The 21,893-nt window shown below is 69.7% G+C and carries 20 protein-coding genes; 9 read left to right on the top strand and 11 right to left on the bottom strand.

Annotation, left to right across the window (positions count from 1 at the left end):
* The first annotated feature begins 150 nt into the window (after positions 1-150).
* The 7 genes from E9232_RS26435 to E9232_RS26405 all read left to right on the top strand — a co-directional run bounded on the left by E9232_RS26435 (position 151) and on the right by E9232_RS26405 (position 7,670).
* Positions 151-867 carry a GntR family transcriptional regulator gene (locus tag E9232_RS26435; RefSeq protein WP_309799189.1) on the top strand — a complete coding sequence of 239 codons (717 nt, stop codon included), beginning with the start codon at positions 151-153 and terminating at the stop codon, positions 865-867.
* A gap of 196 nt (positions 868-1,063) precedes the next feature.
* The gene (locus E9232_RS26430; RefSeq protein WP_309799187.1) at positions 1,064-1,855 is read left to right on the top strand and encodes an ABC transporter substrate-binding protein; all 792 of its coding nucleotides are present in this window, start codon (positions 1,064-1,066) and stop codon (positions 1,853-1,855) included.
* A gap of 67 nt (positions 1,856-1,922) precedes the next feature.
* Positions 1,923-2,600 carry an amino acid ABC transporter permease gene (locus tag E9232_RS26425; RefSeq protein ID WP_309799185.1) on the top strand — a complete coding sequence of 226 codons (678 nt, stop codon included), beginning with the start codon at positions 1,923-1,925 and terminating at the stop codon, positions 2,598-2,600.
* Positions 2,601-2,638: 38 nt separating this feature from the next.
* Complete coding sequence (locus tag E9232_RS26420; RefSeq protein ID WP_309799183.1) at positions 2,639-3,928, top strand: cysteine desulfurase-like protein; 1,290 nt, start codon at positions 2,639-2,641, stop codon at positions 3,926-3,928.
* A 101-nt stretch (positions 3,929-4,029) separates the two neighbouring features.
* Positions 4,030-5,256 (top strand): phenylacetate--CoA ligase family protein, encoded by a 1,227-nt coding sequence (locus E9232_RS26415; protein ID WP_309799181.1) that lies wholly within the window; start codon positions 4,030-4,032, stop codon positions 5,254-5,256.
* Between the two features lie 129 nt (positions 5,257-5,385).
* Positions 5,386-6,498, top strand: a complete 1,113-nt coding sequence (locus tag E9232_RS26410) for a tryptophan 2,3-dioxygenase family protein (protein WP_309799179.1) — start codon at positions 5,386-5,388, stop codon at positions 6,496-6,498.
* The gene (locus E9232_RS26405) at positions 6,495-7,670 is read left to right on the top strand and encodes a kynureninase/PvdN C-terminal domain-containing protein (protein ID WP_309799177.1); all 1,176 of its coding nucleotides are present in this window, start codon (positions 6,495-6,497) and stop codon (positions 7,668-7,670) included. The genes E9232_RS26410 and E9232_RS26405 overlap by 4 nt, the downstream gene beginning before the upstream one ends.
* On the opposite strand, the gene E9232_RS26400 is transcribed toward E9232_RS26405, so the two are convergent.
* The 5 genes from E9232_RS26400 to E9232_RS26380 all read right to left on the bottom strand — a co-directional run bounded on the left by E9232_RS26400 (position 7,667) and on the right by E9232_RS26380 (position 13,001).
* A complete protein-coding gene (locus E9232_RS26400) occupies positions 7,667-8,887 on the bottom strand; it encodes an RNA polymerase sigma factor (RefSeq protein ID WP_309799175.1) in 1,221 nt (406 codons plus the stop codon). The two genes, E9232_RS26405 and E9232_RS26400, sit on opposite strands and share 4 nt — an antisense overlap.
* Entirely contained in the window at positions 8,884-9,243 is a 360-nt protein-coding gene (locus E9232_RS26395) for a YciI family protein (protein ID WP_309799173.1), read from the bottom strand. The genes E9232_RS26400 and E9232_RS26395 overlap by 4 nt, the downstream gene beginning before the upstream one ends.
* 97 nt (positions 9,244-9,340) lie before the next feature.
* A complete protein-coding gene (locus tag E9232_RS26390) occupies positions 9,341-10,360 on the bottom strand; it encodes an ABC transporter permease (protein WP_309799171.1) in 1,020 nt (339 codons plus the stop codon).
* 34 nt (positions 10,361-10,394) lie between these two features.
* A complete protein-coding gene (locus E9232_RS26385; protein WP_309799169.1) occupies positions 10,395-11,921 on the bottom strand; it encodes a sugar ABC transporter ATP-binding protein in 1,527 nt (508 codons plus the stop codon).
* A 129-nt stretch (positions 11,922-12,050) separates the two neighbouring features.
* Positions 12,051-13,001 carry a substrate-binding domain-containing protein gene (locus E9232_RS26380; RefSeq protein ID WP_309799167.1) on the bottom strand — a complete coding sequence of 317 codons (951 nt, stop codon included), beginning with the start codon at positions 12,999-13,001 and terminating at the stop codon, positions 12,051-12,053.
* Between the two features lie 203 nt (positions 13,002-13,204).
* Here E9232_RS26380 and E9232_RS26375 point away from each other — a divergent pair, with 203 nt between their 5' ends.
* Positions 13,205-14,629 (top strand): mannose-1-phosphate guanylyltransferase/mannose-6-phosphate isomerase, encoded by a 1,425-nt coding sequence (locus tag E9232_RS26375; RefSeq protein ID WP_309799165.1) that lies wholly within the window; start codon positions 13,205-13,207, stop codon positions 14,627-14,629.
* Positions 14,630-14,665: 36 nt separating this feature from the next.
* Here the strand turns inward: E9232_RS26375 and E9232_RS26370 are convergent, their stop codons facing one another.
* Entirely contained in the window at positions 14,666-16,132 is a 1,467-nt protein-coding gene (locus E9232_RS26370; protein ID WP_309799163.1) for a capsule assembly Wzi family protein, read from the bottom strand.
* A 265-nt stretch (positions 16,133-16,397) separates the two neighbouring features.
* Here E9232_RS26370 and E9232_RS26365 point away from each other — a divergent pair, with 265 nt between their 5' ends.
* Complete coding sequence (locus E9232_RS26365; protein ID WP_309799161.1) at positions 16,398-17,015, top strand: hypothetical protein; 618 nt, start codon at positions 16,398-16,400, stop codon at positions 17,013-17,015.
* On the opposite strand, the gene E9232_RS26360 is transcribed toward E9232_RS26365, so the two are convergent.
* From E9232_RS26360 to E9232_RS26340, 5 genes are all read right to left on the bottom strand, one after another.
* Positions 17,012-17,773, bottom strand: a complete 762-nt coding sequence (locus tag E9232_RS26360) for a DeoR/GlpR family DNA-binding transcription regulator (protein ID WP_309799159.1) — start codon at positions 17,771-17,773, stop codon at positions 17,012-17,014. The genes E9232_RS26365 and E9232_RS26360 overlap by 4 nt on opposite strands.
* A 350-nt stretch (positions 17,774-18,123) precedes the next feature.
* Positions 18,124-18,789 carry an ABC-type transport auxiliary lipoprotein family protein gene (locus E9232_RS26355; RefSeq protein ID WP_309799157.1) on the bottom strand — a complete coding sequence of 222 codons (666 nt, stop codon included), beginning with the start codon at positions 18,787-18,789 and terminating at the stop codon, positions 18,124-18,126.
* A 2-nt stretch (positions 18,790-18,791) separates the two neighbouring features.
* The gene (locus E9232_RS26350) at positions 18,792-19,769 is read right to left on the bottom strand and encodes an MlaD family protein (RefSeq protein ID WP_309799156.1); all 978 of its coding nucleotides are present in this window, start codon (positions 19,767-19,769) and stop codon (positions 18,792-18,794) included.
* A gap of 1 nt (position 19,770) precedes the next feature.
* Positions 19,771-20,643: an ABC transporter ATP-binding protein gene (locus tag E9232_RS26345; protein WP_309799154.1), complete on the bottom strand. Its 873-nt coding sequence runs from the start codon at positions 20,641-20,643 to the stop codon at positions 19,771-19,773.
* Positions 20,644-20,646: 3 nt separating this feature from the next.
* Complete coding sequence (locus E9232_RS26340) at positions 20,647-21,801, bottom strand: ABC transporter permease (protein ID WP_309799152.1); 1,155 nt, start codon at positions 21,799-21,801, stop codon at positions 20,647-20,649.
* Positions 21,802-21,893: the final 92 nt, after the last annotated feature.

Raw genomic sequence — 21,893 nt, 5'->3', positions numbered from 1 at the left:
CTGCCGAATGATGTCAGCGCCGCAGAAACGGGTTACCGGCGTAACCGGGATTCAGTCGCTAGCTGATGCCGGCCGCCCAGGCTTGACGAACCCTGCTGATGCAATAGGCTCAGCTTGCTCATTTGATCAAAGCCGTGGGGACCGACATCGATGGCCGATACGGGGCTGGAGCCGATCCTGTCGCGGCTGACCATTCAGGACGGCGTGCACCAGCAGCTGCGGCACGCGCTGATGACCGGCCGGTTCGACCCCGGCCAGGTGATGACCATCGCGTCGCTGGCCGAGGCCTTCGGCACCAGCCACATGCCGGTGCGCGAGGCGCTGCGCCGGCTGGGGGCGGAGAATGCGGTGGAGATCGCGCCGAACGGGTCGGCCCGGGTGCCGATCGTGACCCGGGCGCGGCTGGACGACCTCTGCCGCGCCCGCATCGCCATCGAAGGCCTGGCGACCGAGCTGGGCGCCGCCCGGGTCACCGCCGCCGACATCGAGCTGCTGCACGCCGCGGTGCTGGAGCAGGAGCGGATCGCCCGGCACGCCAGCCCCTACGACATGCTGGACAAGAACCGCCAGTTCCACTTCACCATCTACCGCGCCTCCGGCTCGGACGTGCTGATCCAGCTGATCGAGACGCTATGGCTGCGGTTCGGGCCCTACATGCGCCGGCTGTCGGCCCATGTCGAACCGATGCTGCGGGCCGGCACCCTGGCGCCCTACACCGGCCATCACCACGCCATCATCGCCGCCCTGCGCCACGGCGACGCGGCGCGGGCCCGCGAGGAGATCATCGCCGACATCCGCACCACCCAGGACCTGCTGCGGACGCTCTGCCCGGACGAAGCGGAGGCGAAGGCGGCGGCGCCGGCCTGAACGGCTCCGCTGAGGCACGGCATCATCGGCTGGTGAAGGTTTAAGGTTAAAGCAATTCCGGTTGATCAGGGCCCCCTATCCGTGATCACATGATCAAACAAAGCTGCATCGCCCATCAGGCGAAAGCAGCCGCGAGAGCGGAAACAAAGAGCCAATAAACCGTCGCTTGGACCGCAGAAAACAGAGGAGGCTGACCATGATGAAATGCCTGGCCCGCATGGGCGTCCTGATCGCGCTCGGCGTCGCCGCCGCGTCGCCGGCCCTGGCCGAGACGATCGTCGTCGGCGCCTACCCGGCCAATCCGCCCTGGGAGTACAAGACCGACAGCGGCGCCTTCGAAGGCTTCGAGGTCGACCTGGCGAAAGAGGTCGCGAAGCGCATCGGCGTCGACGTCGAGTTCCAGGACCTGGGCTTCCAGGCCCTGTTCGCCGCCACCAGCTCCGGCCGCATCGACTTCGCCATCTCGTCGATCTCGGTCAACAACGAGCGGTTGCAGAACCAGTCCTTCACCCAGTCCTACTACGACAGCGACGGCACGGTGTTCGGCGTGCCGACATCGCCGATCCATTCGCTCGACGACCTCAAGGGCAAGATCGTCGGCGTCTTGTCCGGGTCGACCGGCGAGGCCTGGGCCAAGGCCAATGGCGAGAAGCTCGGCATCACCGAGGTCAAGGGCTACAACGCCCAGCAGGACCTGCTGATGGAGGTCCAGAACGGCCGGGTCGATTTCGGCGCCAGCGAGATCTCGGGCCTGCAATACGCGATCAAGCAGATGCCCGGCCTGAAGATCCTGCTGCGCATCCCCACCGGCGAGCATTTCGCCATGATGGCGCGCAAGGGCCACCCGCTGCTGACCAAGGTGAACGACGCCATCTCGGCGATGAAGACCGACGGCACCATGGCTGCGATCCACAAGAAGTGGTTCGGGGTCGACCCCGAGGCCGGCACCAGCACCGTGGTGCCGGGGCCGATCCCGCAGGCCCAGTAGCCGCAACCGACGACGCCGGGGCCGGGCGGCATGCCCGGCCCTCCCGCCGCGCCAGCCGGGCCGGACCATGGACATCTTCGACACCTTCTTCAACTGGCCGGTGCTGGTGCGGTCGTTCCCGATCCTGCTGCGCGGGCTGTGGAACACCGTCCTCCTGGGCTGCACCAGCATCGTCATCGGCACCCTGGCCGGGCTGCTGGTCTGCCTGGTGCGGCTCTACGCCCCGCGGCCGCTGCGGCTGCTCGCCGTCGGCTACATCGACATGTTCCGCGCGCTGCCGATCCTGGTGGTGCTGATCCTGATCTACTACGCCCTGCCCTTCGTCGGTATCCGCCTGTCCTCCTTCGTCTCCGCCACCCTCGCCTTGTCGATGGTGCTGGCGGCGTTCACGGCGGAGGTGTGCCGCGCCGGCATCGAAAGCATCCCGCGCGGCCAGTTCGAGGCATCGTCGGCGCTGGGCCTGCCGTTCTGGCTGGCCATGCGCAAGGTGATCCTGCCGCAGGCGGTGCGCGTCATCATCCCGCCGCTGACCAGCAACTGCGTCGCGGTCTACAAGGACACCGCCCTGGCCTCCGTCGTCGCCATGCCCGACCTGCTGAAGCAGGCGACCGACGCCCAGGCGCAGATGGCCAATCCGACGCCGCTGATCGGCGCCGCCATCATCTACCTCGCCTTCCTCTGGCCCCTCGTCCGCCTGATCGGCCATCTCGAGGAGCGCAGCAAACGCCAGGCCGCCCGCCGCTGACCCGGCCCGCGCCCCGGACCTTTCCCAGGAGACTCCCCGTGCCCCTTGCCCAGACCACGGCTTCCCAGACCCCGGCCGCAGCGCCGTTCCCGATCGAGACGGTCCGCTCCCTGTTCCCGGCGCTGCGCCAGGCCGAGGCCGAGGGTTTCATCTTCCTCGACAACGCCGCCGGCGCGCAGATCCCGCAGAGCGTGCTCGACGCCGTGACCCACCACCTAGTCGACCACAATGTCCAGCGCGGCGGCCGCTACGACAAGAGCCGCGCCGTCGACCAGTCAGTGGCCGAGGCCCGCGAGAGCGTCGGGCTGCTGGTCAACGCGTACAGCCCGGCCGAGATCTCCTTCGGCATGAACGCCACCTCCTTCATCCGGCTGGTCAGCCTCGGCATCGGCCAGATGCTGGAGGAGCGCGACGAGATCATCGTCACCGACATGGACCACGACGCCAACATCGCCACCTGGCTGGCGCTGGAGAAGATGGGCGCGAAGTTCGCGTGGTGGCGGATGCGCGAGGACGGCAACCTCCACGCCGAGGACCTGAAGCCGCTGCTGTCGTCGCGCACCCGGCTGGTCGCCTGCACCGTGACCGCCCATTCGATCGGCTCGATCGTCGATGTCGCGGCGGTGGCCGAGCTGGCGCATGCCGCCGGGGCCGAGGTGTTCGTCGACTGCGTCCATTACGGCCCGCACGGGCTGATCGACGTCCAGGCCTGGGGCTGCGACTACCTCGTCTGCTCCGGCTACAAGAACTTCTCGCCGCATATGGGCTTCCTGTGGGGCCGCTTCGACGCGCTGAAGCGCCTGCCGACCTTCCGCGAGGATTTCATCCCGGACGAGCCGCCCTACAAGATCGAGGCCGGCACCTTCATCTACGAGAACGTCGCCGGCATGAGCGCGTCGGTGAAATACCTCGAATCGCTCGGCCGCGGCTTCACCGGCCCGTCGACCGGATCCCGCCGCGTCGACATCGTGGCGGCGATGACCGCGGTCCGCGCCTATGAGGCGACGCTGTCGCGCGAGATGCTGCGGGTGCTGAAGGGCTGCGGCGCCACCATCTACGGCATCGCGGACGAGGCCCGGGTCGGCGACCGGGTGCCGACGATCTGCTTCAACATCGGCAGCCATTCGCCGCAGGCGATCGCCGACGCCATGTCCGACGCCGGCATCGGCATCCGCGACGGGCACATGTACGCGCCGCGGCTGATGAAGCGGCTGGGGCTGAGCATGGCGACCGGCGCCCTGCGCGTCTCCATGGTCCACTACAACACGGTCGAGGAGGTGCGGCGCTTCGGCGCGGCCCTGGCCGCCTATCTCAAGAAGGCCGGCTGAACGCACCGGGCTTGACCGGGGCGCCCCAAGCCTGTCGTGATCCCCGGAGGCCGCAGACGGAGTCCGGCGGCGACCTCTGGGGATGGATGGGCGAGGCCGCGATGACCGACCATTACGACGATCTCGAGACCCGGCCGGCGGAGGCGCGGGAGAAAGCGCTGCTGGCCGAGCTGCCGGCCCAGATCGCCCATGCCAAGGCGGCGGCCCCCGGCTACGCCAAGCATCTCGCCGCGATCGACCCGGCGGCGGTGACCAGCCGCGCCGAGCTGGCGGAGCTGCCGCTGACCCGCAAATCCGACCTGACCTCGGCCCAGGCGCTGGACCTGCCCTTCGGCGGGATGACCACCCTGCCGCCCGGCCGGCTGCGCCGCATCTTCGCCTCGCCCGGCCCGATCTACGAGGGCGAGAGCCATGGCATCGACCATTGGCGCACCGCCCGCGCCCTGTTCGCCACCGGCTTCCGCGAGGGCGACATCCTGCAGAACTGCTTCTCCTACCACTTCACCCCGGCCGGGGTGATGTTCGAGACCGGCGCCGAGGCGCTGGGCTGCGCCGTGATCCCGGCCGGGACCGGCAACACCGAGCTGCAGGCCCGGACCATGGCCGACCTGCAGCCGCGCGGCTATGTCGGCACGCCCGACTTCCTCAAGCTGATCCTGGAGAAGGCCGACCAGCTGGACCACGACACCCGCTCGGTCACCCTCGCCCATGTCTCGGGCGGGCCGCTGCTGCCGCCGCTGCGCGAGTTCTATTCGGCCCGCGGCATCGACGTGTTCCAGAGCTACGGCACCGCCGATCTCGGGCTGATCGCCTATGAGACCGAGGGGCGCGAGGGGCTTGTGCTGGCCGAGGGCATCCTGGTCGAGATCGTGCGCCCCGGCACCGGCGAACCGGTGCCCGAGGGCGAGGTCGGCGAGGTGGTGGTGACCAGCTTCGACCGCTGCTCGCCGCTGATCCGCTTCGCCACCGGCGACCTGTCCGCCATCCTGCCCGGCCGCAGCCCCTGCGGCCGCACCGCGCCGCGGCTGCGCGGCTGGCTGGGCCGTGCGGACCAGAGCACCAAGGTCCGCGGCATGTTCGTGCATCCCGGCCAGGTCGCCGAGGTGCTGAAGCGGCACGAGCTGGCGCGCGGCCGGCTGGTGGTGGCGAGCCGCCAGGGCATCGACGAGGTGACGCTGCAGGTCGAGGCCGCGGATGCCGCCATCGCCGACGCCGTGGCCGAGACCCTGGCCGACGTCACCAAGCTGCGCGCCGCGGTGGCGGTGGTGCCGCCGGGCAGCCTGCCCAACGACGGCAAGGTGATCGACGACACCCGCAAATTCACCTGACCGGGCGGCAGCGCACCGGCTTGCAGGACGCGGCCCGGTCGCGCTAGCGTCCCGCCATCCACTAGCACTGGACCGCGGTCGGCTTCAGCCGGCAACCGGCAGGCACCAGCCTACGGGGAGACGCGCGCCATGGCCGAACCAGGTGTCCATTACGGTTCCTACCTCCAGCTCGAGCAGCTTCTCGACCTCCAGGCCCGCGAAAGCGAGAAGGCCGGGCGGCCCGCCCATGACGAGATGCTGTTCATCATCATCCACCAGGCCTACGAGCTGTGGTTCAAGCAGATCCTGTTCGAGCTCGACGCCGTGCAGGGCGTGTTCGCGGCCGAGCGGGTGGACGACCGCGCCATCGCCCGGGCGACCCGGGCGCTGCACCGGATCCACGAGATCCTGAAGCTCGGCGTGCACCAGCTCGACGTGCTGGAGACCATGACGCCGCTGGATTTCCTCGATTTCCGCGACCTGCTGCGCCCGGCCTCGGGCTTCCAGAGCGCGCAGTTCCGGCTGATCGAGATCCGGCTCGGGCTGCGCATGGCCGACCGCCTGGCCTATGAGGGCAAGTCGTTCGAGACCCGACTGGAATCGCCGGGCCGCGAACGGGTGACGGCGGCGCTGGGCCAGCCCAGCCTGTTCGACCAGCTCGACGCCTGGCTGGCCCGCACCCCGTTCATCGAGCGCGGCGGCTACCGCTTCCACGAGGCCTACCGCGCGGCGGTGGTGCAGATGCTGGAGGGCGACATCGGCCACCTCGCGGCCCATCCCACGCTGGACGATGCGGCGCGGGAGAAGGAGGTCGCGGCGTTGCGCCAGGCCCTGTCCCGCTTCGACGCGCTGTTCGACGAGACGCTGTACGCCGCCGAGGTGGCGCAGGGATCGTGGCGGATGTCCTGGCGGGCGCTGCAGGCGGCGCTGTTCATCAACCTCTACCGCGACGAGCCGGCGCTGCAGGTGCCGTTCGGGCTGATCAGCCTGCTGATGGACATCGACGAGACCATGACGCTGTGGCGCTACCGCCACGCGCTGATGGTCCAGCGCATGATCGGGCTGAAGACCGGCACCGGCGGCTCCTCCGGCCACGAATACCTCAGCCGCACCGCCGAGAAGCACCGGGTGTTCGGCGACCTGTTCACCCTGTCGACCTATCTGATCCCGCGCTCGGCCCTGCCGCCGCTGCCGGAGGAGATCACCCGCCGCACCAGCCTGTCCTATGACAAGGACCCCAGCGGCCAGGAGGCCGGCAAGTGAGCTACAAACCGCTGTTCTCCCGCTTCATCGCCGCCGCGCCGGACCGGCTGCACCTGGCGGCGCACAGCCACCATTTCTGGCCCGATGCGGTGTTCGCGGCCCAGGCGCGCTATGTCGAGGACAGCGCGCTGCACGCCGACATGAAATGGGGCCCGATCTTCGGCGGGCTGGTGCCGCGGCTGCAGGCGCGGATCGCCGCGATCCTCGCCCTGCCCGACCCCGCCTCCCTCGCCTTCGCGCCGAACACCCATGAATTCGTGCGCCGGCTGCTGTCCTGCCTGCCCACCGACCGGCCGGCGCGGATCCTGACCACCGATTCCGAATTCCACAGCTTCCGCCGCCAGGTGGCGCGGCTGGAGGAGGATGGGCTGGTCCAGGTCACCCGCGTGGCGCAGGAGCCGACCGCCGATTTCCCCGCCCGCTTCGCCGCGGCGGCACGGGCCGGCGGCCATGACCTGGTGTTCTTCAGCCAGGTGTTCTTCAACTCGGGCTATGCCGTGCCCGACCTGGCGGCGCTGGTCGACGCAGTGCCGGACCGCGGGACGCTGATCGCGATCGACGGCTATCACGGCTTCGTGGCGCTGCCGACCGACATCTCGGCCATCGCGGACCGCGCCTTCTACATCGCCGGCGGCTACAAATACGCCATGGCCGGCGAAGGCGCCTGCTTCCTGCATGTGCCGCCGGGCTACGGGCCGCGGCCGCGCGACACCGGCTGGTACGCCGCCTTCGGCGCGCTGGCCGGGGCGCAGGACGGGCGCGTGCCCTATGGCACCGACGGCAGCCGCTTCCTCGGCTCGACCTTCGATCCCTCGGGCCTGTACCGGCTGCTCGCGGTGCTCGACCTGCTGGCGGAGCGCGGCATCGGCGTGCCGGTGATCCACGCCCATGTGCTGGCGCTGCAGGAGGGCTTCGCGGCGGCGCTGGACCGGGCCGGCCTGCCCGACCTGGCCCGCAGCCGGTTGCTGGCGCCACTCGACACCCCGCACCGGGGCCATTTCCTGACCTACCGGACCGATGCGGCCGGCGCGATCGACGAGCGGCTGGGCGCCGCCGGCATCATCGTCGACCATCGCGACGACCGCCTGCGCTTCGGCTTCGGCCTGTACCACGACCTGGCCGACGTGCCTGATATGGTCGAGCGGGTGGTGCAGGCGCTGGTCCGGTCCTAACCGGCGGCGGTCTGCCGCAGCAGGAAGTCGCGCATCGCCGGGTCCTCGCACAGGCCGATGGCGCGCTCATAGGCCGTGTCCGCCGGCTGCCCGAGCCGCCGCAGCAGATGGGCGGCCAGCGCCCAGTAAGGCTGATAGCTGGCGACCGCCTCGGCCGGGATGGCCTGCAGCACCGCCCACCCCGCCGCGGCCCCGCGCGCTTCGGCGACGGCGGCGGCCCGACCGACCAGCGCACCGGTGGTGGGGGCCAGGCGCACCAGACCCTCATACAGCAGGGCCACGGCCTCCCAGTCGGTGCGGCCGGTCCGGGCCCGCTGGGCGTGCACCGACTGGATCGCCGCCTCGAGCTGGAAGCGCCCCATGCGGCCATCCTGGGCGGCGGCCGCGAGCATCCGCTCCGCCTCCGCCAGCATCGGCTTCGACCACCGCGCCGTATCCTGCTGCAACAGCGGGACGAAGTCGCCGGCCGGGCTGCGGCGCGCGTCACGCCGGGCCTCGCAATACAGCATCAGCGCCAGCAGCCCCTCCACCTCGGGCTCGGCCGGCATCAACGGCCGCAGCAGCCGGCCGAGTTCGATCGCCTCCGCCGCCAGCCCCTTGCGGCGTGGGTCGGCGCCGGCGACATCCTCCCAACCGCTGCCATAGGCGGCGTAGATCGCCTGCAGCACCGTATCCAGGCGCGATGCCAGCTCCTTCGCCTCCGGCAGCTCGAAGGCGATGCCGGCGTCGCGGATCTTCACCTTGGCGCGGGACAGGCGCTGCCCCATCGCGGAGGGCTTGACCAGGAAGGCGGAGGCGATGCGCACCGCGTCGAGCCCGAGCACGGTCTGCAGCATCAGCGGCGTGTGCATGGCGGGGTCGATCGCCGGATGGGCGCAGACGAACAGCAGTTTCAGCCGCTCGTCGGGAAAGGTGTCGGTCTCGGCCAGCGCCTGCGCCTCATCCGCCGCCGCCAGCAGGTCCGGCATCGCCTCGGCCTGCACCCGGGCATGGCGGGCGCCGTCGACCAGCCGGCGGCGCGCGGCAGTCAGCAGCCACGCCTCCGGCCGGTCCGGCACGCCGTCACGTGGCCAGGTTTCCAGCGCGATGCGGAAGGCGTCGGCCAGCGCGTCCTCCGACGCCGCGAGGTCGCGCGACCTCGCGGCGAGGAAGGTCACCAGACGGCCATAGGAGTCACGCGCCGCCCGTTCGACCGCGCGGCGCGTCTCCAGGCTCATTCCCGATGCGGCGGCGTGACGGGCCGGACCTCCACCCCGCCGCCGGGGCCGGCCGGGTAGCGGGCGGCCCAGTCGAGCGCGGCGTCGAGGTTCGGCACCTCGATGATGAAAAAGCCGGCCAGCTGTTCCTTGGTGTCGGCGAAGGGGCCGTCCTGCACCAGGCGCTGGCCATCCCGCTGCCGCAGGGTGGTGGCCGTCTCCGGCGGATGCAGCCCGGCGCCGGTCACGATCACGCCAGCCTCCTGCAGGGCCTTCATATAGGGGCCGAAGGCGGCCCAGAAGGCGGCGTAGCGTTCCGGATCCTTGCGGTCGGCGAATTCGGTGGGGGTCTGCTGGAACAGCAATGCGTACTGCATGGTCCTCTCCTCAACGGGATCGAGCGCAGATGTGTCGCTCGATGCCATGACGGGCCGGCAGCCGCCGTTTCGACATCGCGCCGCGAAAATATCGGCGCTACACCCTCCGTCGGCGAGATTTGGCGAAGGTGTCGAAGGCCACAGCCAGGACGATGATGACGCCGATGATGATCTGCTGCACGTAGGACGACACGTTCAGCAGCACCAGGCCGTTCAGCAGCACGCCGATCAGCACGGTGCCGATCACCGTGCCGAAGATGGTGCCGATGCCGCCGAACAGGCTGGTGCCGCCGATCACCACCGAGGCGATCACCGTCAGCTCATAGCCCTGCCCCGCCACCGCCTCGGCCGAATTCAGCCGGGCCGACAGCACGAAGGCGCCGAGCCCGACGAAGAAGCCCATGATGATATAGACGCCGAGCAGCACCCGCCGGACCTTCAGCCCGGACAGGCGCGCCGCCTCCGGATTGCCGCCGACGGCATAGACCTGGCGGCCGAACCGGCTGTAGCGCAGCACCAGATGGGCCAGGATGGCGAAGCCGAGGAAGATCAGCACCGGCACCGGGATTTCCAGGGCCTTGCCCTGGCCCCAGTAGCGGAAGCCGGCGTCGAAGCCGCTGATCGGCCCGCCGCCGGACAGCAGCAGCGCCGCGCCGCGGAACACCGACATGCCGCCCAAAGTCACCACGAAGGGCGGCACCTTGAGCCGGGTGATGGCGAAGCCCTGCACCGCGCCGGCGGCCATGCCGAGCAGGACCGAGGCCAGCGCCGCCACGCCCCAGCCATAGCCCTGCACCTCGTCGCTGCCGAGGGCGAAGTTGCCGGTGGCGCTGCCCTTGGCGACGATCGCGGCGGCCAGGCCGCAGAAGGCCAGCACCGCGCCGATCGACAGGTCGATGCCGGCGGTCAGGATGACGAAGGTCATGCCGATGGCGAGCAGGCCGGAGATCGAGACCTGGCGCAGCACGTTGAGCAGGTTGACGGTCGACAGGAAGCGCGGCTCGGCGATGGCGAAGCCCGCCATCAGCACCACCAGGAAGATCAGCGGCGCGAAGCGCGCCAGCATGCCGAACAGGTCGAACCCGCCGCCCTGCTCCGAAACCGTTCCCTGCGCCATCCCCGTCCCTTTAGTCTCGAGCCGCTTGTCTTGTCTAAGCCGCCTGGCGGCGCGTCATCAGCCGCATCAGCGTTTCCTCGTCGGCATCGGCGCGGTCGACCTCGCCGGTGATGCGGCCCTCGCACATGGTGACGATGCGGTCGCTGATCGCCAGCACCTCGGGCAACTCCGAAGAGATTGCGATCACCGCGATCCCATCCCGCGCCAGCCGGCCGAGCAGCTGGTGCACCTCGGCCTTGGCGGCGACGTCGATGCCGCGCGTCGGCTCGTCCACGATCAGCACCTTCGGCCGCAGCGCCAGCCAGCGCGCCAGCACCACCTTCTGCTGGTTGCCGCCGGACAGGTTGGCGATCTGCTGCTCCGAACTCGCCATGCGGATGCCCAACGCCCGGCGATACTCCTCGACCAGCCCCTTCTCGCGGCTGTCCGAGACATAGCCGAACAGGCCGGACAGCTTGCCCAGCGCGGCGATGGCGAGGTTGGCGCGGATCGCCAGCGACAGGAACAGCGCCTGCTGCTTGCGGTCCTCCGGCACCAGACCGATGCCGTGGCGGATCGCATCGGCTGGGGACCGGATCTCGACCAGCTTGTCCTCGACCAGGATGCGGCCGGCGGTGCGGCTGTCGGCGCCGAACACCGACCGCGCCAGCTCGGTGCGCCCGGCCCCGACCAGCCCGGCAATGCCCAGGATCTCGCCCCGGCGCACCGACAGCGACACGTCGCGCAGCACCGTGGCATGGGGATTGAGCGCGCTGCGCTCGGTCTTGATGCCCTCGACCCGCAGCGCCGGCGGGCCGGCCTGCGCCGCGCCGCCCTCGATCCGGGCCAGGGCGCCGAGGTCGCGCCCGACCATCATGCGGATGATGTCGTCGATGCCGATGGCCGCGACCTCGGCGCTGCCGACCAGCCGGCCGTCGCGCAGCACCGTGATCCGGTCGCACACCGTCATCACCTCGTCCAGCCGGTGGGTGACGTAGATCACGGAGATGCCCTGGGCCCGCAGCGCCCGGATGATCGCCATCAGCCGGTCGACCTCGGTCGAGCTGAGGGCCGAGGTCGGCTCGTCCATCACGATCAGCCGCGATTCCATCGACAAAGCGCGGGCGATCTCGACCATCTGCTGCTCTGCGACGCTGAGGTCGCGGACCAGCCGGCGCGGGTCGATGGCCAGGCCGATCCGGTCCAGCGCCGCCTTGGCCAGGCGGTGCATCGCCGACCAGTCGACCAGCCCGGCCCGGCCCGGCTCGCGCCCGATCAGGATGTTCTCCCCCACCGTCAGGCTCGGGATCAGGTTGAACTCCTGGTAGATCGTGACGATGCCGCGCCGCTGCGCCTCATAGGGCGCGGCGAAGCTGACCTGGTCGCCGGCGAAGGCGATGCCGCCGCCATCCGGCGCCTGCGCCCCGGACAGGATCTTCAAGAGCGTCGACTTGCCGGCGCCGTTCTCGCCCAAGAGGCCGTGCACCTCCCCCGCCGCCACTTCCAGCCCGACGCCGTCCAGCGCCAGCACGCCGGGAAAGCGCTTGGTGATCGCGGTCATGCGCAGCAGCGGTTCGGTCATGCACCCTCTCTCACCTGTCATCGCCGGGCTTGACCCGGCGATCCAGGAGCCACGGAGAACCGCTCTGGGTTGCCCCTGGATGCCCGGGTCAAGCCCGGGCATGACAGGAACAAGGAGCGGGGACCAGCCCTACTTCACCTCGGCGATGCGCTCGGCCTTGTCGAGATTGGCCTTGGTGATGGCGATCGGGGTCAGCAGGATCACCGCCGGGTCCGGCTTCTTCTTGGTGTTCAGGAAGGTGACCAGCACGTCGACCGCCTGCCGGCTCTGGCCGCCCGGGAACTGCTCGATGGTGCCGGCCATGCCGCCGTCGCGGATGCTGCCCAGCGCCTCGGGCAGCGCGTCGAAGCCGATGATCTTGATCTTGTCCTGCAGGTTGCGGCCGCGCACCGCCTCGAGCGCGCCCAGCGCCATGTCGTCATTGGCGGCGACGATCACGTCGGGCGGCGTCTGCAGCCCGGCCAGGATCGTCTCGGTGACGCTCAGGCCCTGGTCGCGGGCGAAGTTCGCGGTCTGCTCGACCACGATCTTGTACTTGTCCTTCTGCGAGTCGAGGACGTTGTGCAGCCCCTTGTTGCGGTCGATCGCCGGGCTGGCGCCGGGCTGGCCCTGCAGGTTGACGATGGTGGCGCCGTTCGGATAGGCGGCGATCAGCCATTTCGCCTGGGCCTCGCCGCCCAGCACGTTGTCGGCGCCGACATGGGCCAGGATGCCGTCGACCCCGGTCACCCGGCGGTCGATGGTGACGACCGGAACGCCGGCCTCCACCGCCTCGGACAGCACCGGGGCCATGGCGTTGACGTCGATCGGGCTGATGACGATGCCGTCGACCTTCTGCACCAGCGCCGCCTCGACATCGGCGGTCTGCTTCGGCGCGCTGTTCTGGCCGTCGGATTCGGTGGCGGCGACGCCCTGCTTCTGCGCCTCGGACTTCAGCTCGTTCATCATGTGGACGAAGAACGGGAAGCCGAGATTGGGCACCGATGTCAGGATGGTCTTCTTGTCCTGCGCCGCGGCCGGCAAGGCGACGGCGAGCGCGAGGACGGCACCCAGCAGGGTGCGCTGCAACGAACCAGTCATGAGCTCTCCTCCGCGGCGATTTGATCGTCATGGGCGGTGCCGCGCCGCGCTCCACGACTCTTTGCGTCGGCCAAATTGTCAGATGATTGGTCTCGCACTGTCAACGACATCCCGGGCGGGCCGGAGCGGCATGGTTGAATCCACGGGGCCGGAGCGTTCATAACCATACCGGCCCGGCGGATCGGGCGCGGCGGGAGAGTGTCATGGCGAAGGAAATCGATCGGCCGGTGGTTCCGGTGGTGCTGTCGGGGGGATCGGGGACGCGGCTGTGGCCGCTGTCGCGGGCGGGGTACCCGAAGCAGTTCCTGCCGCTGGTGTCGGATGGGACCATGATCCAGGAGACGGTGGCCCGGGTCGGCGAGGCCGACGGCTTCGCCCCGCCCGTCTTCATCTGTGCCGACGACCACCGCTTCGTCGTCGCCGAGCAGATGCGCCAGATCGGGGTCGCCCCCTCGGCCATCATCCTCGAGCCGGTCGCCCGCAACACCGCCCCGGCCGTCGCCGTCGCCGCCCGCTTCCTGGCCGACCAGGACCCCGACACCCTGATGCTGGTGCTGCCGGCCGACCACCACATCGCCGACCCCGCCGGCTTCCGCGCCGCCATCGCCGCCGCCGCCCCCGCCGCCCGCGCCGGCTACCTCATGACCTTCGGCATGCAGCCGACCGCGCCCGAGACCGGCTACGGCTACATCCTGCCGGGCGAGGCGATCGAGGGCGCTCCCGCCGCCCGCGCCGTCTCCCGCTTCGTCGAGAAGCCGCCGCGCGAGACCGCCGAGCAGTTCCTGGCCGAGGGCCGGCACCTGTGGAACGCCGGCATCTTCCTGTTCACCGCCGGCCGGTACCTGGCCGAGGTCGGCCGCCACGCCCCGCAGGTCCTGGCCGCCGCCGACGCCGCGCTGAAGGCCGCCGCCCGCGACCTCACCTTCCTGCGGCTCGACGCCGCCGCCTTCGTCCAGGCCCCCTCGATCTCGATCGACCATGCGGTGATGGAGAAGACCGAGCGCGCCGGCATCGTCCCCGCCGCCATCGGCTGGACCGATGTCGGGTCGTGGTCTTCGCTGTGGGAGATCGGCGACCGCGACGCCGACGGCAACCTGACCCAGGGCGACGCCCTGGCGCTGGGCTCGCGCAACTGCCTGATCCGCAGCGACGGCATCCTGACCGCCGTGATCGGGCTGGAGGACACCATCGTCATCGCCACCGACGACGCGGTGCTGGTCGCGGCCAAGGACCAGGTCCAGGACGTCAAGGCCATCACCGACCGGCTGAAGGCCGCCAAGCGGCCCGAGGCGGTGATCCACCGCGAGATCTACCGGCCCTGGGGCACGGTCAAGTCGCTGCACGCCGGCGACCGTTTCCAGGTCAAGCGCGTGATCGTCCATCCCGGGCAGGAGCTGGCGTTGCAGCGCCACTACCACCGCTCCGAGCACTGGGTGGTGCTGTCCGGCACCGCCCGCGTCACGCTCGAAGGCCAGACCCGCATCCTGCGCGAGAACGAGGCGATCTACCTGCCGATCGGCACCGACCATCGGCTGGAGAACCCCGGCAAGATCGACCTCGAGCTCATCGAGGTCCGCGCCGGACCCTATCTCGGCGAGGACGACGTCGTCCGCGGCGAGAAGCCCTGACGCGGGAAGCTCTGACGATGGCCCCGGCGGCGACGATCAGAAGCGGATCGTCGTCGACACGCCGAGCGCCGCCATCGGCTTCTTCGAGTGCGGGCTGTTCGGCGAATCGTCCTGGACCCGCAGGTTGACGCCGACGGTGTTGCGCCGCATCGGGATCGACATGCCGAGATCGACGATGTTGATCGTCTCCGCCGTCTGGCTGACCTGGTTCTTGGGGTTGTCGGACGGATTCAGGTTGGTGTGGTAGTAGGCGACCTTGTAGGTCCAGTTGTCGGTGTCGATGAAGGTGCCGGTGACGCCGAACAGTTCGGCATCGCCATCCAGGCTGTCGCCCATCGTCCGGTCGTAGAAGCGATAGCCGTCGGGATAGGCGAAGTTCTCGTAGAAGAACCCGAAGATCTTCTTGTTCAAGAAATCCGCCGTCGAGTTCGAATACTCGACATTGACCTTCCACATCGCACCGTCATCGCCCCAGCCGTTCCACACCGAACCGCCGATCACGGCCGCGTTCCGCGACGGCAGCGGAATGCCGATGGCGGAGGCGGCGGCGTCTTCGCCGGTCAGCTCGCCATAGATCTCGAAGGGCTGGCCGAACAGCTGGTTGCTGTAGCGGGCGTCGAAACCGGCGATCTGGTTGGCAGGATCCTGCGCCTGCTGCGCGGCGTTGACGTTGGTGTTGCCGAAGAAGCCGTCGAAGAAGCTGCTGGGGCTGCAGGGCCGGCCGCTGCCGCAGAACATCATGACACGCGAGGCACTGAGCTCGAGGCCGGGGATCGGATTGATCGACGCGCGCAGGCCGAACATCAGGGTGTTGGAGACGATGCGGTCGTCTGGCAGCACGCCCAGGAAGCCGGTGACCTGCCACGGGCCGATCCAGCTGAGCCAGGGCGTCTCGAAGGCATGCGGGTTGGAGCGCATGAACCCGACCTTGGGGAACGGCCGGGCGTTGGTCGACAGGATCAGGCTGGTGGTCTCGCCCGGTCCCCACCACTCGTCGAGCCAGCCGGCGTAGAGGATCCAGTTGTCGACCCGCTGGGCGAGGTAGGTGCCGTCGAGCGAGGCCTGGAACTGATCCTGGCCGGCGTAGTACCAGGGGCTGTCATCCTTGAAGAAGCGGGAATAGGCGCCGACCGACAGGCGCAGCGCGGTCGAATCGCCCATGTATTCCAGCGACGCCGTCACCTCGCCGCGCTGGCGCGGGGTGTAGTCGAAGCCGCGCACCAGGGCCGGCTGGTTGGTCAGGTTCGCTTCCAGCGTGGCATGCGCCTGGCCCTGCCGGGTCTCGGACGCCGCCCGGGCGCGGACGCGGTCGAGCGCGGCCCGGGCATAGGCCGGCAGCGAATCGCGATCGGCGTCCGCCAGGCGATAGGTGATCTGGGCCCAGGGCAGCGGCCAGGTGTTCAGGATGCCGTCGACGAGGCCGAAATTCTCGAGGATGTGGATGTCGTTGCGCAGCGTCGAGTCGCCCGGCTCCGCCCACGGGCTGGCGGCAGCATTCTGCACCCCCGCTCCCAAGGTACCGCCGGAAATGGCGGCGACGACAACAGCGGCAACAAACTTCCTGGCAACGGCCATTGGTCCCCCCGGACGGCCTGACAATCCAACCTCCATACACAAGACGCCCCGGGAAGCCCAGCCACCGCGCGAGGCGGCGCGTGCTGCGCCGATTTCGAGGCGACAAATTTGTCACAGCTGTAACACTGCCCTTGGCGGCTGCGATCCGCTGCGCCATGTCCTTGGTGGATGATATCGATTCTCAGGAGTTGCCATGCGCAGCCTCGCCCTGGTGCTGACCGCCCTGCTCCTCGGCGCCTGTGTGCAGACGCGGGTGGCGGGCTATGTCGACCCCGCCTATCGCGGCGGGCCGAAGATCGGCTCGATGGTCGTGGCGGCGGACACCCAGCGCCTCGGCGAGCGCGAGGCGCTGGAGAGCGCGGCCGTGGCCGAGCTCGGCGCGCGCGGGGTCCGGGCCGTCCGCATGATCGACCTGGTCCCGCCCACCCGGCCCGGCGGGCCGCAGGTCGAGGCCGCTGCCATCCGCACGGCCGGCGTCCGCGCGGTGCTGCGGATCGCGGTCGACCAGCGCGGCGTCACCACCCGCTTCATCCCGCCGACCTATGTGTCGGACCCGTTCTTTCCCTATGGCGGCTACGGCTATGGCTACGGACCCTATCGCGGCCCCTTCACCGGGGCGGTAACCGGCGGCGGCTGGGTGCAGGAGCCGACGGCCCGCTACGACGCCACGCTGGAGGACACCGGCAACCACGCCACCATCTGGAAGGCCGACGCCGTCGCCCGCGGCAATTCCAGCGCCGATTTCGCCGACCTGGCCGCGAAGGTCGCCCAGGACCTGGTCGACCGGCTGCAGCGCGACGGGGTGATCTAGTCGGCGACGTGGACCCGGCAGCTGGTGGCGGCGATCGCCTCGCCGAAGGGCGCCGGCGGGACCCGGTCGGTGAACAGGGCGTCGATCTCGCCGATCGACGCCAGGCGGACCATGGCGTTGCGGCCGAACTTGGTGTGGTCGGTGACCAGGAACACCTGGCGCGAATTCTCGATGATCGCCCGCGCCACCTGCACCTCGCGGTAGTCGTAGTCGAGCAGCGTGCCATCTGCGTCGATGCCGCTGATGCCGATGATGCCGACATCCACCTTGAACTGGCGCACGAAGTCGAGCGTCGCCTCGCCGACGATGCCGCCGTCCCGGGCGCGGACGACGCCGCCGGCGACGATCACCTCGAAGCTCGCATTCGAATACAGGATGTTGGCGACGTTGATGTTGTTGGTGATCACCCGCAGCCCGCGATGGCCCAGCAGCGCCCGCGCCACCTCCTCGGTCGTCGTGCCGATGTTGAGGAACAGCGACGCGTTGTCGGGAACCTGCCGCGCTGTCAGCCGGGCGATCCGGCGCTTTTCCTCCAGGCACAGCACCTGGCGAGTCGAATAGGCGAAATTCTCGACGCTGCCCGGCACGGTGACGCCGCCATGGAAGCGCCGCAGCAGGGTCCGGTCCTGCAGCAGCGAGATGTCGCGACGGATGGTCTGCGGCGTCACCTGGAAGCGGTCGGACAGGGCCTCGACGGTGACGTAGCCTTCCTGATGGACCAGTTCGACGATCTGGTTCTGCCGCGCCGTGGCGTTCATGGGCGCTCTTCTTCCGTGGCTTGACGAAAAGGAATGCTACCGAGGAAGCCGAAACGACACCAATATTTTCACTTCCGAACATCGAGGCTGGGAAGGCCGCGCGGCGAGCGGCTTGCGATCGGGCCGTCCCGTGCTATGAAAGGCGCCGTCACGCATGCAGATGGATCGGATCATGGGTTTCGAGTGGGTCATCATCGCCGCCGTCGTCGCCTTCTTCTTCTGGCAGACCGTCACCCGCTGACCGGCCGGCGCTGACGACATGACGCGCGGCCCGCCCACAGGCGGCGCCGCGATCCTCCCACCCGCCGATTCCGGCCCGCCTGCCGCCAGGCGAGGCTATGGCCGACGCCTCAGCGCCGCGGCCTTCCGGCCGCCCTGTCGTCCTGCTCGCCGGTGCGCAGCGTCCATTCCACGATCTGCTTCAGCACCCCGCCCAGGGCATCGTCCCAGGCCTGGATCACGGCGCCGAAATCTGGCCCCGAGACCGTCATCACCCGCTCGAAGCTGTTGCCGCCGATGATGGTGCGCTGGGGGAAGCGGACCAGCTTGGCGCCGATCCGCACCCGCACCCGGTAGGGCTCGCCCGGCCAGCGCTCGGCCCGGAACTCCCGGATCTCCGGCTGCAGCACGTAATTGGCCCGCAGCCCCGAGATCTGCCGCCCGACCGAGACGATCTTGCCGGTGTTCTCGAAGCTTTCGACCAGCAGGCCGACGACCATGGCCGGGGCGCGGTCGACCCAGGCGACCTTGGCGAAATAGTCCAGCGAGGTCGGGTTCTCGCTGATCGCGATGCGGTCGGTGTCGATCCCGGCATTGGCCGAGGGCATGTCGACCAGCAGCTGCCAGGTCACCTTCGGCAGGTTGGCATCGAAGGTGTTCTTCGGCGTCAGCTCGTAGACCGAGGGCGCCGGCGGCGCCAAGGCGCTGATGCCGCCGCAACCGGCCAGGCCGACCGCAGCCGAGGACAGGGTGGCCTGCCGCAGGAAGAGGCGCCGGGACAGGGGAGAAAGCGTCATCTTCACCTCGAGGAGCCTTGCGGCGGGACGCCGCCGGACGAGCCGCCGAACAGGAATTGGGCCGGGCTGCGGTCGAGCCGCGACAGCGTCCGGTTGAGATTGTCGGTCAGCTGCCGCAGCTGGGTAATCAGCTGGGTGATCTCGTAGAGCCCGTCGGTGGAGAAGCTCTCCACCCCCGGGCCCGATTGCTTCAGGAGCCGGGCGACATCGTCGGCGCTCTGCCGCAGCGAGGCGATCATCGCCCGCGCATCGGTCACCGCGGCGTTGACCTGGCCGTCCGTGGTCGACAGGAAGCCGGTGGCGCCGGAGGTGATCCGGGCGAGGTCGGAGCGCGCCTCGGTGACCAGCCCGTCGACATTCTGGGTCAGGGTGTCGATCCGGTCGATCGTGGTGGCGAGCTGGGCCGAGCGGTCGGCCAGGGCCGCAGTCAGGGTGTTCAGGTTGGCCAGGATCCCGGTGATGTTCTTGCGATTGTCCTCGGAGAAGATCTTCTGGACCTCGCGCGAGATGTCCGACAGCCGGTCGAGCAGCTGCGGCACGGTGTCGACGATCGCCTGCAGCCCGGAGGTCCTGGATGGGATGGACGGGTATTCCTCGCCCTCCGCCTTCTCCAGCTTCGGTGCGCCCTGGACGCCGCCGCTGAGCAGGACGAAGGCGCCGCCGGTCAGCCCCTGGATCTCCAGCGACGCCACGGTGCCCTTGACGATCGGAGTGGTGGGCCGGACCGCGATGCGGACCCGCACCCGCTCGACATTGGCGGGGTCGATGGCGACGTCCTGGACCGTGCCGACCGGGATGCCGCGGTAGCGGACCTGGCTGCCCTCCTGCAGGCCGGTGACGTTGCCGGAGAAGTAGATCAGGTAGCGGTCGGCGTTCTCGCGCAGGCCGGCCCCGCCGAGCCAGACCGCGAAGACCACCAGCCCGACCATCAGGATCAGGACGAAACTGCCGACGGCGACGTAACTCGCGCGGGTCTCCATCTCAGCTCTCCGCCCCGATCACCTTGGCCTGGGCCGCCTTGGACTGGGCCGTCACGGCATGGTCTGCGTGCTCGGCATGCGCCACCTCCGCCGCCCGGCCGCGCGGCCCGTGGAAATACTCCTGGATCCAGGGATGGTCGATCTGGAGCAGGTTCTCGTAGGTGTCGACCACGATCTTCTTGTCGACCAGCACGGCGATGCGGTCGCAGATGGTGACCAGGCTGTCGAGGTCGTGGGTGACCATGAACACCGTCAGCTTGAGGCTGCGCTGCAGCTCGGCGATGAGCTCGTCGAAGGCGGCGGCGCCGATCGGGTCGAGGCCGGCGGTCGGCTCGTCCAGGAACAGGATCTCAGGGTCGAGCGCCAGCGCCCGCGCCAGGGCCGCGCGCTTGCGCATGCCGCCGGACAACTCGGACGGGTGCTTCGTCGCCGCGCTGCAGGCCAGCCCGGCCATGGCGATCTTCACCCGCGCCAGATCGTCCATCATCGACCGCGACAGGCGGGTGTACTCCTTCAGCGGCACCTGGATGTTTTCCGCCACGGTCATCGAGCTGAACAGGGCTCCGTCCTGGAACATCACCCCCCAACGCCGCTGCACCGCCCTGCGTTCCGCCTCGTCGGCCGCATCCATGTCGACGCCGAGCACCTCGATCGACCCCGCCGCCGGCCGGATCAGCCCGATGATCTCCTTCAGCAGCACCGACTTGCCGGTGCCGGAGCCGCCGACCACGCCCAGCACCTCGCCGCGCCGGACGTCGAGGTCCAGCCCCTCATGGATGACCTGGGATCCGAACTGGGTCTTCAGCCCGCGCACCCGGATCGCGACCGTGTCATCCGGCGCCTCGCGCTCCGGAGCCTCTGCGGTCTTGTGCATGGCTCATATCCCCAAGGTCGCGAACAGGATCGAGAACAGGGCGTCGAGCACGATCACCAGGAAGATCGAGACGACGACCGATTGCGTGGTCAGCCGGCCGACGCTTTCGGCGCTGCCCGACACCTTCAGCCCCTCATAGCAGCCGACCATGGCGATGGCGAAGGCGAAGACCGGCGCCTTGACCATGCCGACCCAGAAGGTGTTGACGCCGATCGCTGCCTTGAACTGCTGCAGGAACTGGGCGGCACTGATGTCGAGCACGAAGTAGGACATCAGCGCGCCGCCGAAGATCGCCATCATGCTGGCGTAGAAGGTCAGGAGCGGCAGGGTGATGGCCAGGGCGAACACCCGCGGGATCACCAGCACGTCGATCGGATCGAGACCCAGGGTCTCCATCGCGTCGACCTCCTGGTTCACCTGCATGGTGCCGATCTGTGCGGTGAAGGCCGAGCCGGAGCGGCCGGCGACGATGATCGCGGTGATCAGCCCCCCGAGCTCGCGCAACACCGAGACGCCGAGCAGGTTGACGACGAAGATCTGCGCCCCGAAGCGGGCCAGCTGGTCGGCGCCCTGATAGGCCAGCACGACGCCGATCAGGAAGGATAGCAGGCCGACGATCGGCATTGCGTTGAGGCCGGTGGTCTCGATGTTGTGGGCCAAGGCGATGAAGCGGATCCGGCCTGGATGCAGCAGCGCCCGCAGGCTCTTGACCACGAGCATGCCGAGGAAGCTCAGCAACGCCAACGCTTCGTCGCGGAAATGGTAGGTCGACTTGCCGGTGCGCAGCGCCAGGTCGTACAGGATGTTGCGGTCGGGATGCTTCACCGGCACGTCGCGCTCGACCCGCGACACTGCCTCCAGCAGCCCCTTCTGGTCGGCCGACACGCCTTCGACCCGGACCGTCGCGCCGCCGGTGGCCAGATCCTCCTGGGTGCGGTGCACCAGCCAGGCGCCGACGGTGTCGAGCACGCTGACCCCGGACAGGTCCAGCACCACGGTCCCGCCCGGGTGCTTCCGCACCAGGGCGGCGAGGTCGTGGTCGAGCGGCGCGGCCGTCCGCGTGATCCAGGGCCCGGCGAGGCGCAGGGTCGTGACGTCGCGCTCGACGCTGCTGTCGATCCGGGCCTCGTCGCCGGCGACCGCTGCCGCCGCTGTCACCACCGGCCCCCCGCGATGCCAGGTTTCCGCACCTGCGAATTGCCTTTCGGGCGGCAGGGACTACGATGCATGGTCATTCCGGCCCGCAACCC

This window comes from Inquilinus ginsengisoli (genome assembly GCF_031453975.1).
Lineage (GTDB): Bacteria > Pseudomonadota > Alphaproteobacteria > DSM-16000 > Inquilinaceae > Inquilinus > Inquilinus ginsengisoli_A.
The sequence above is the reverse complement of the archived record's forward strand: the minus strand, read 5'-3'. Positions and strand labels throughout refer to the sequence as shown.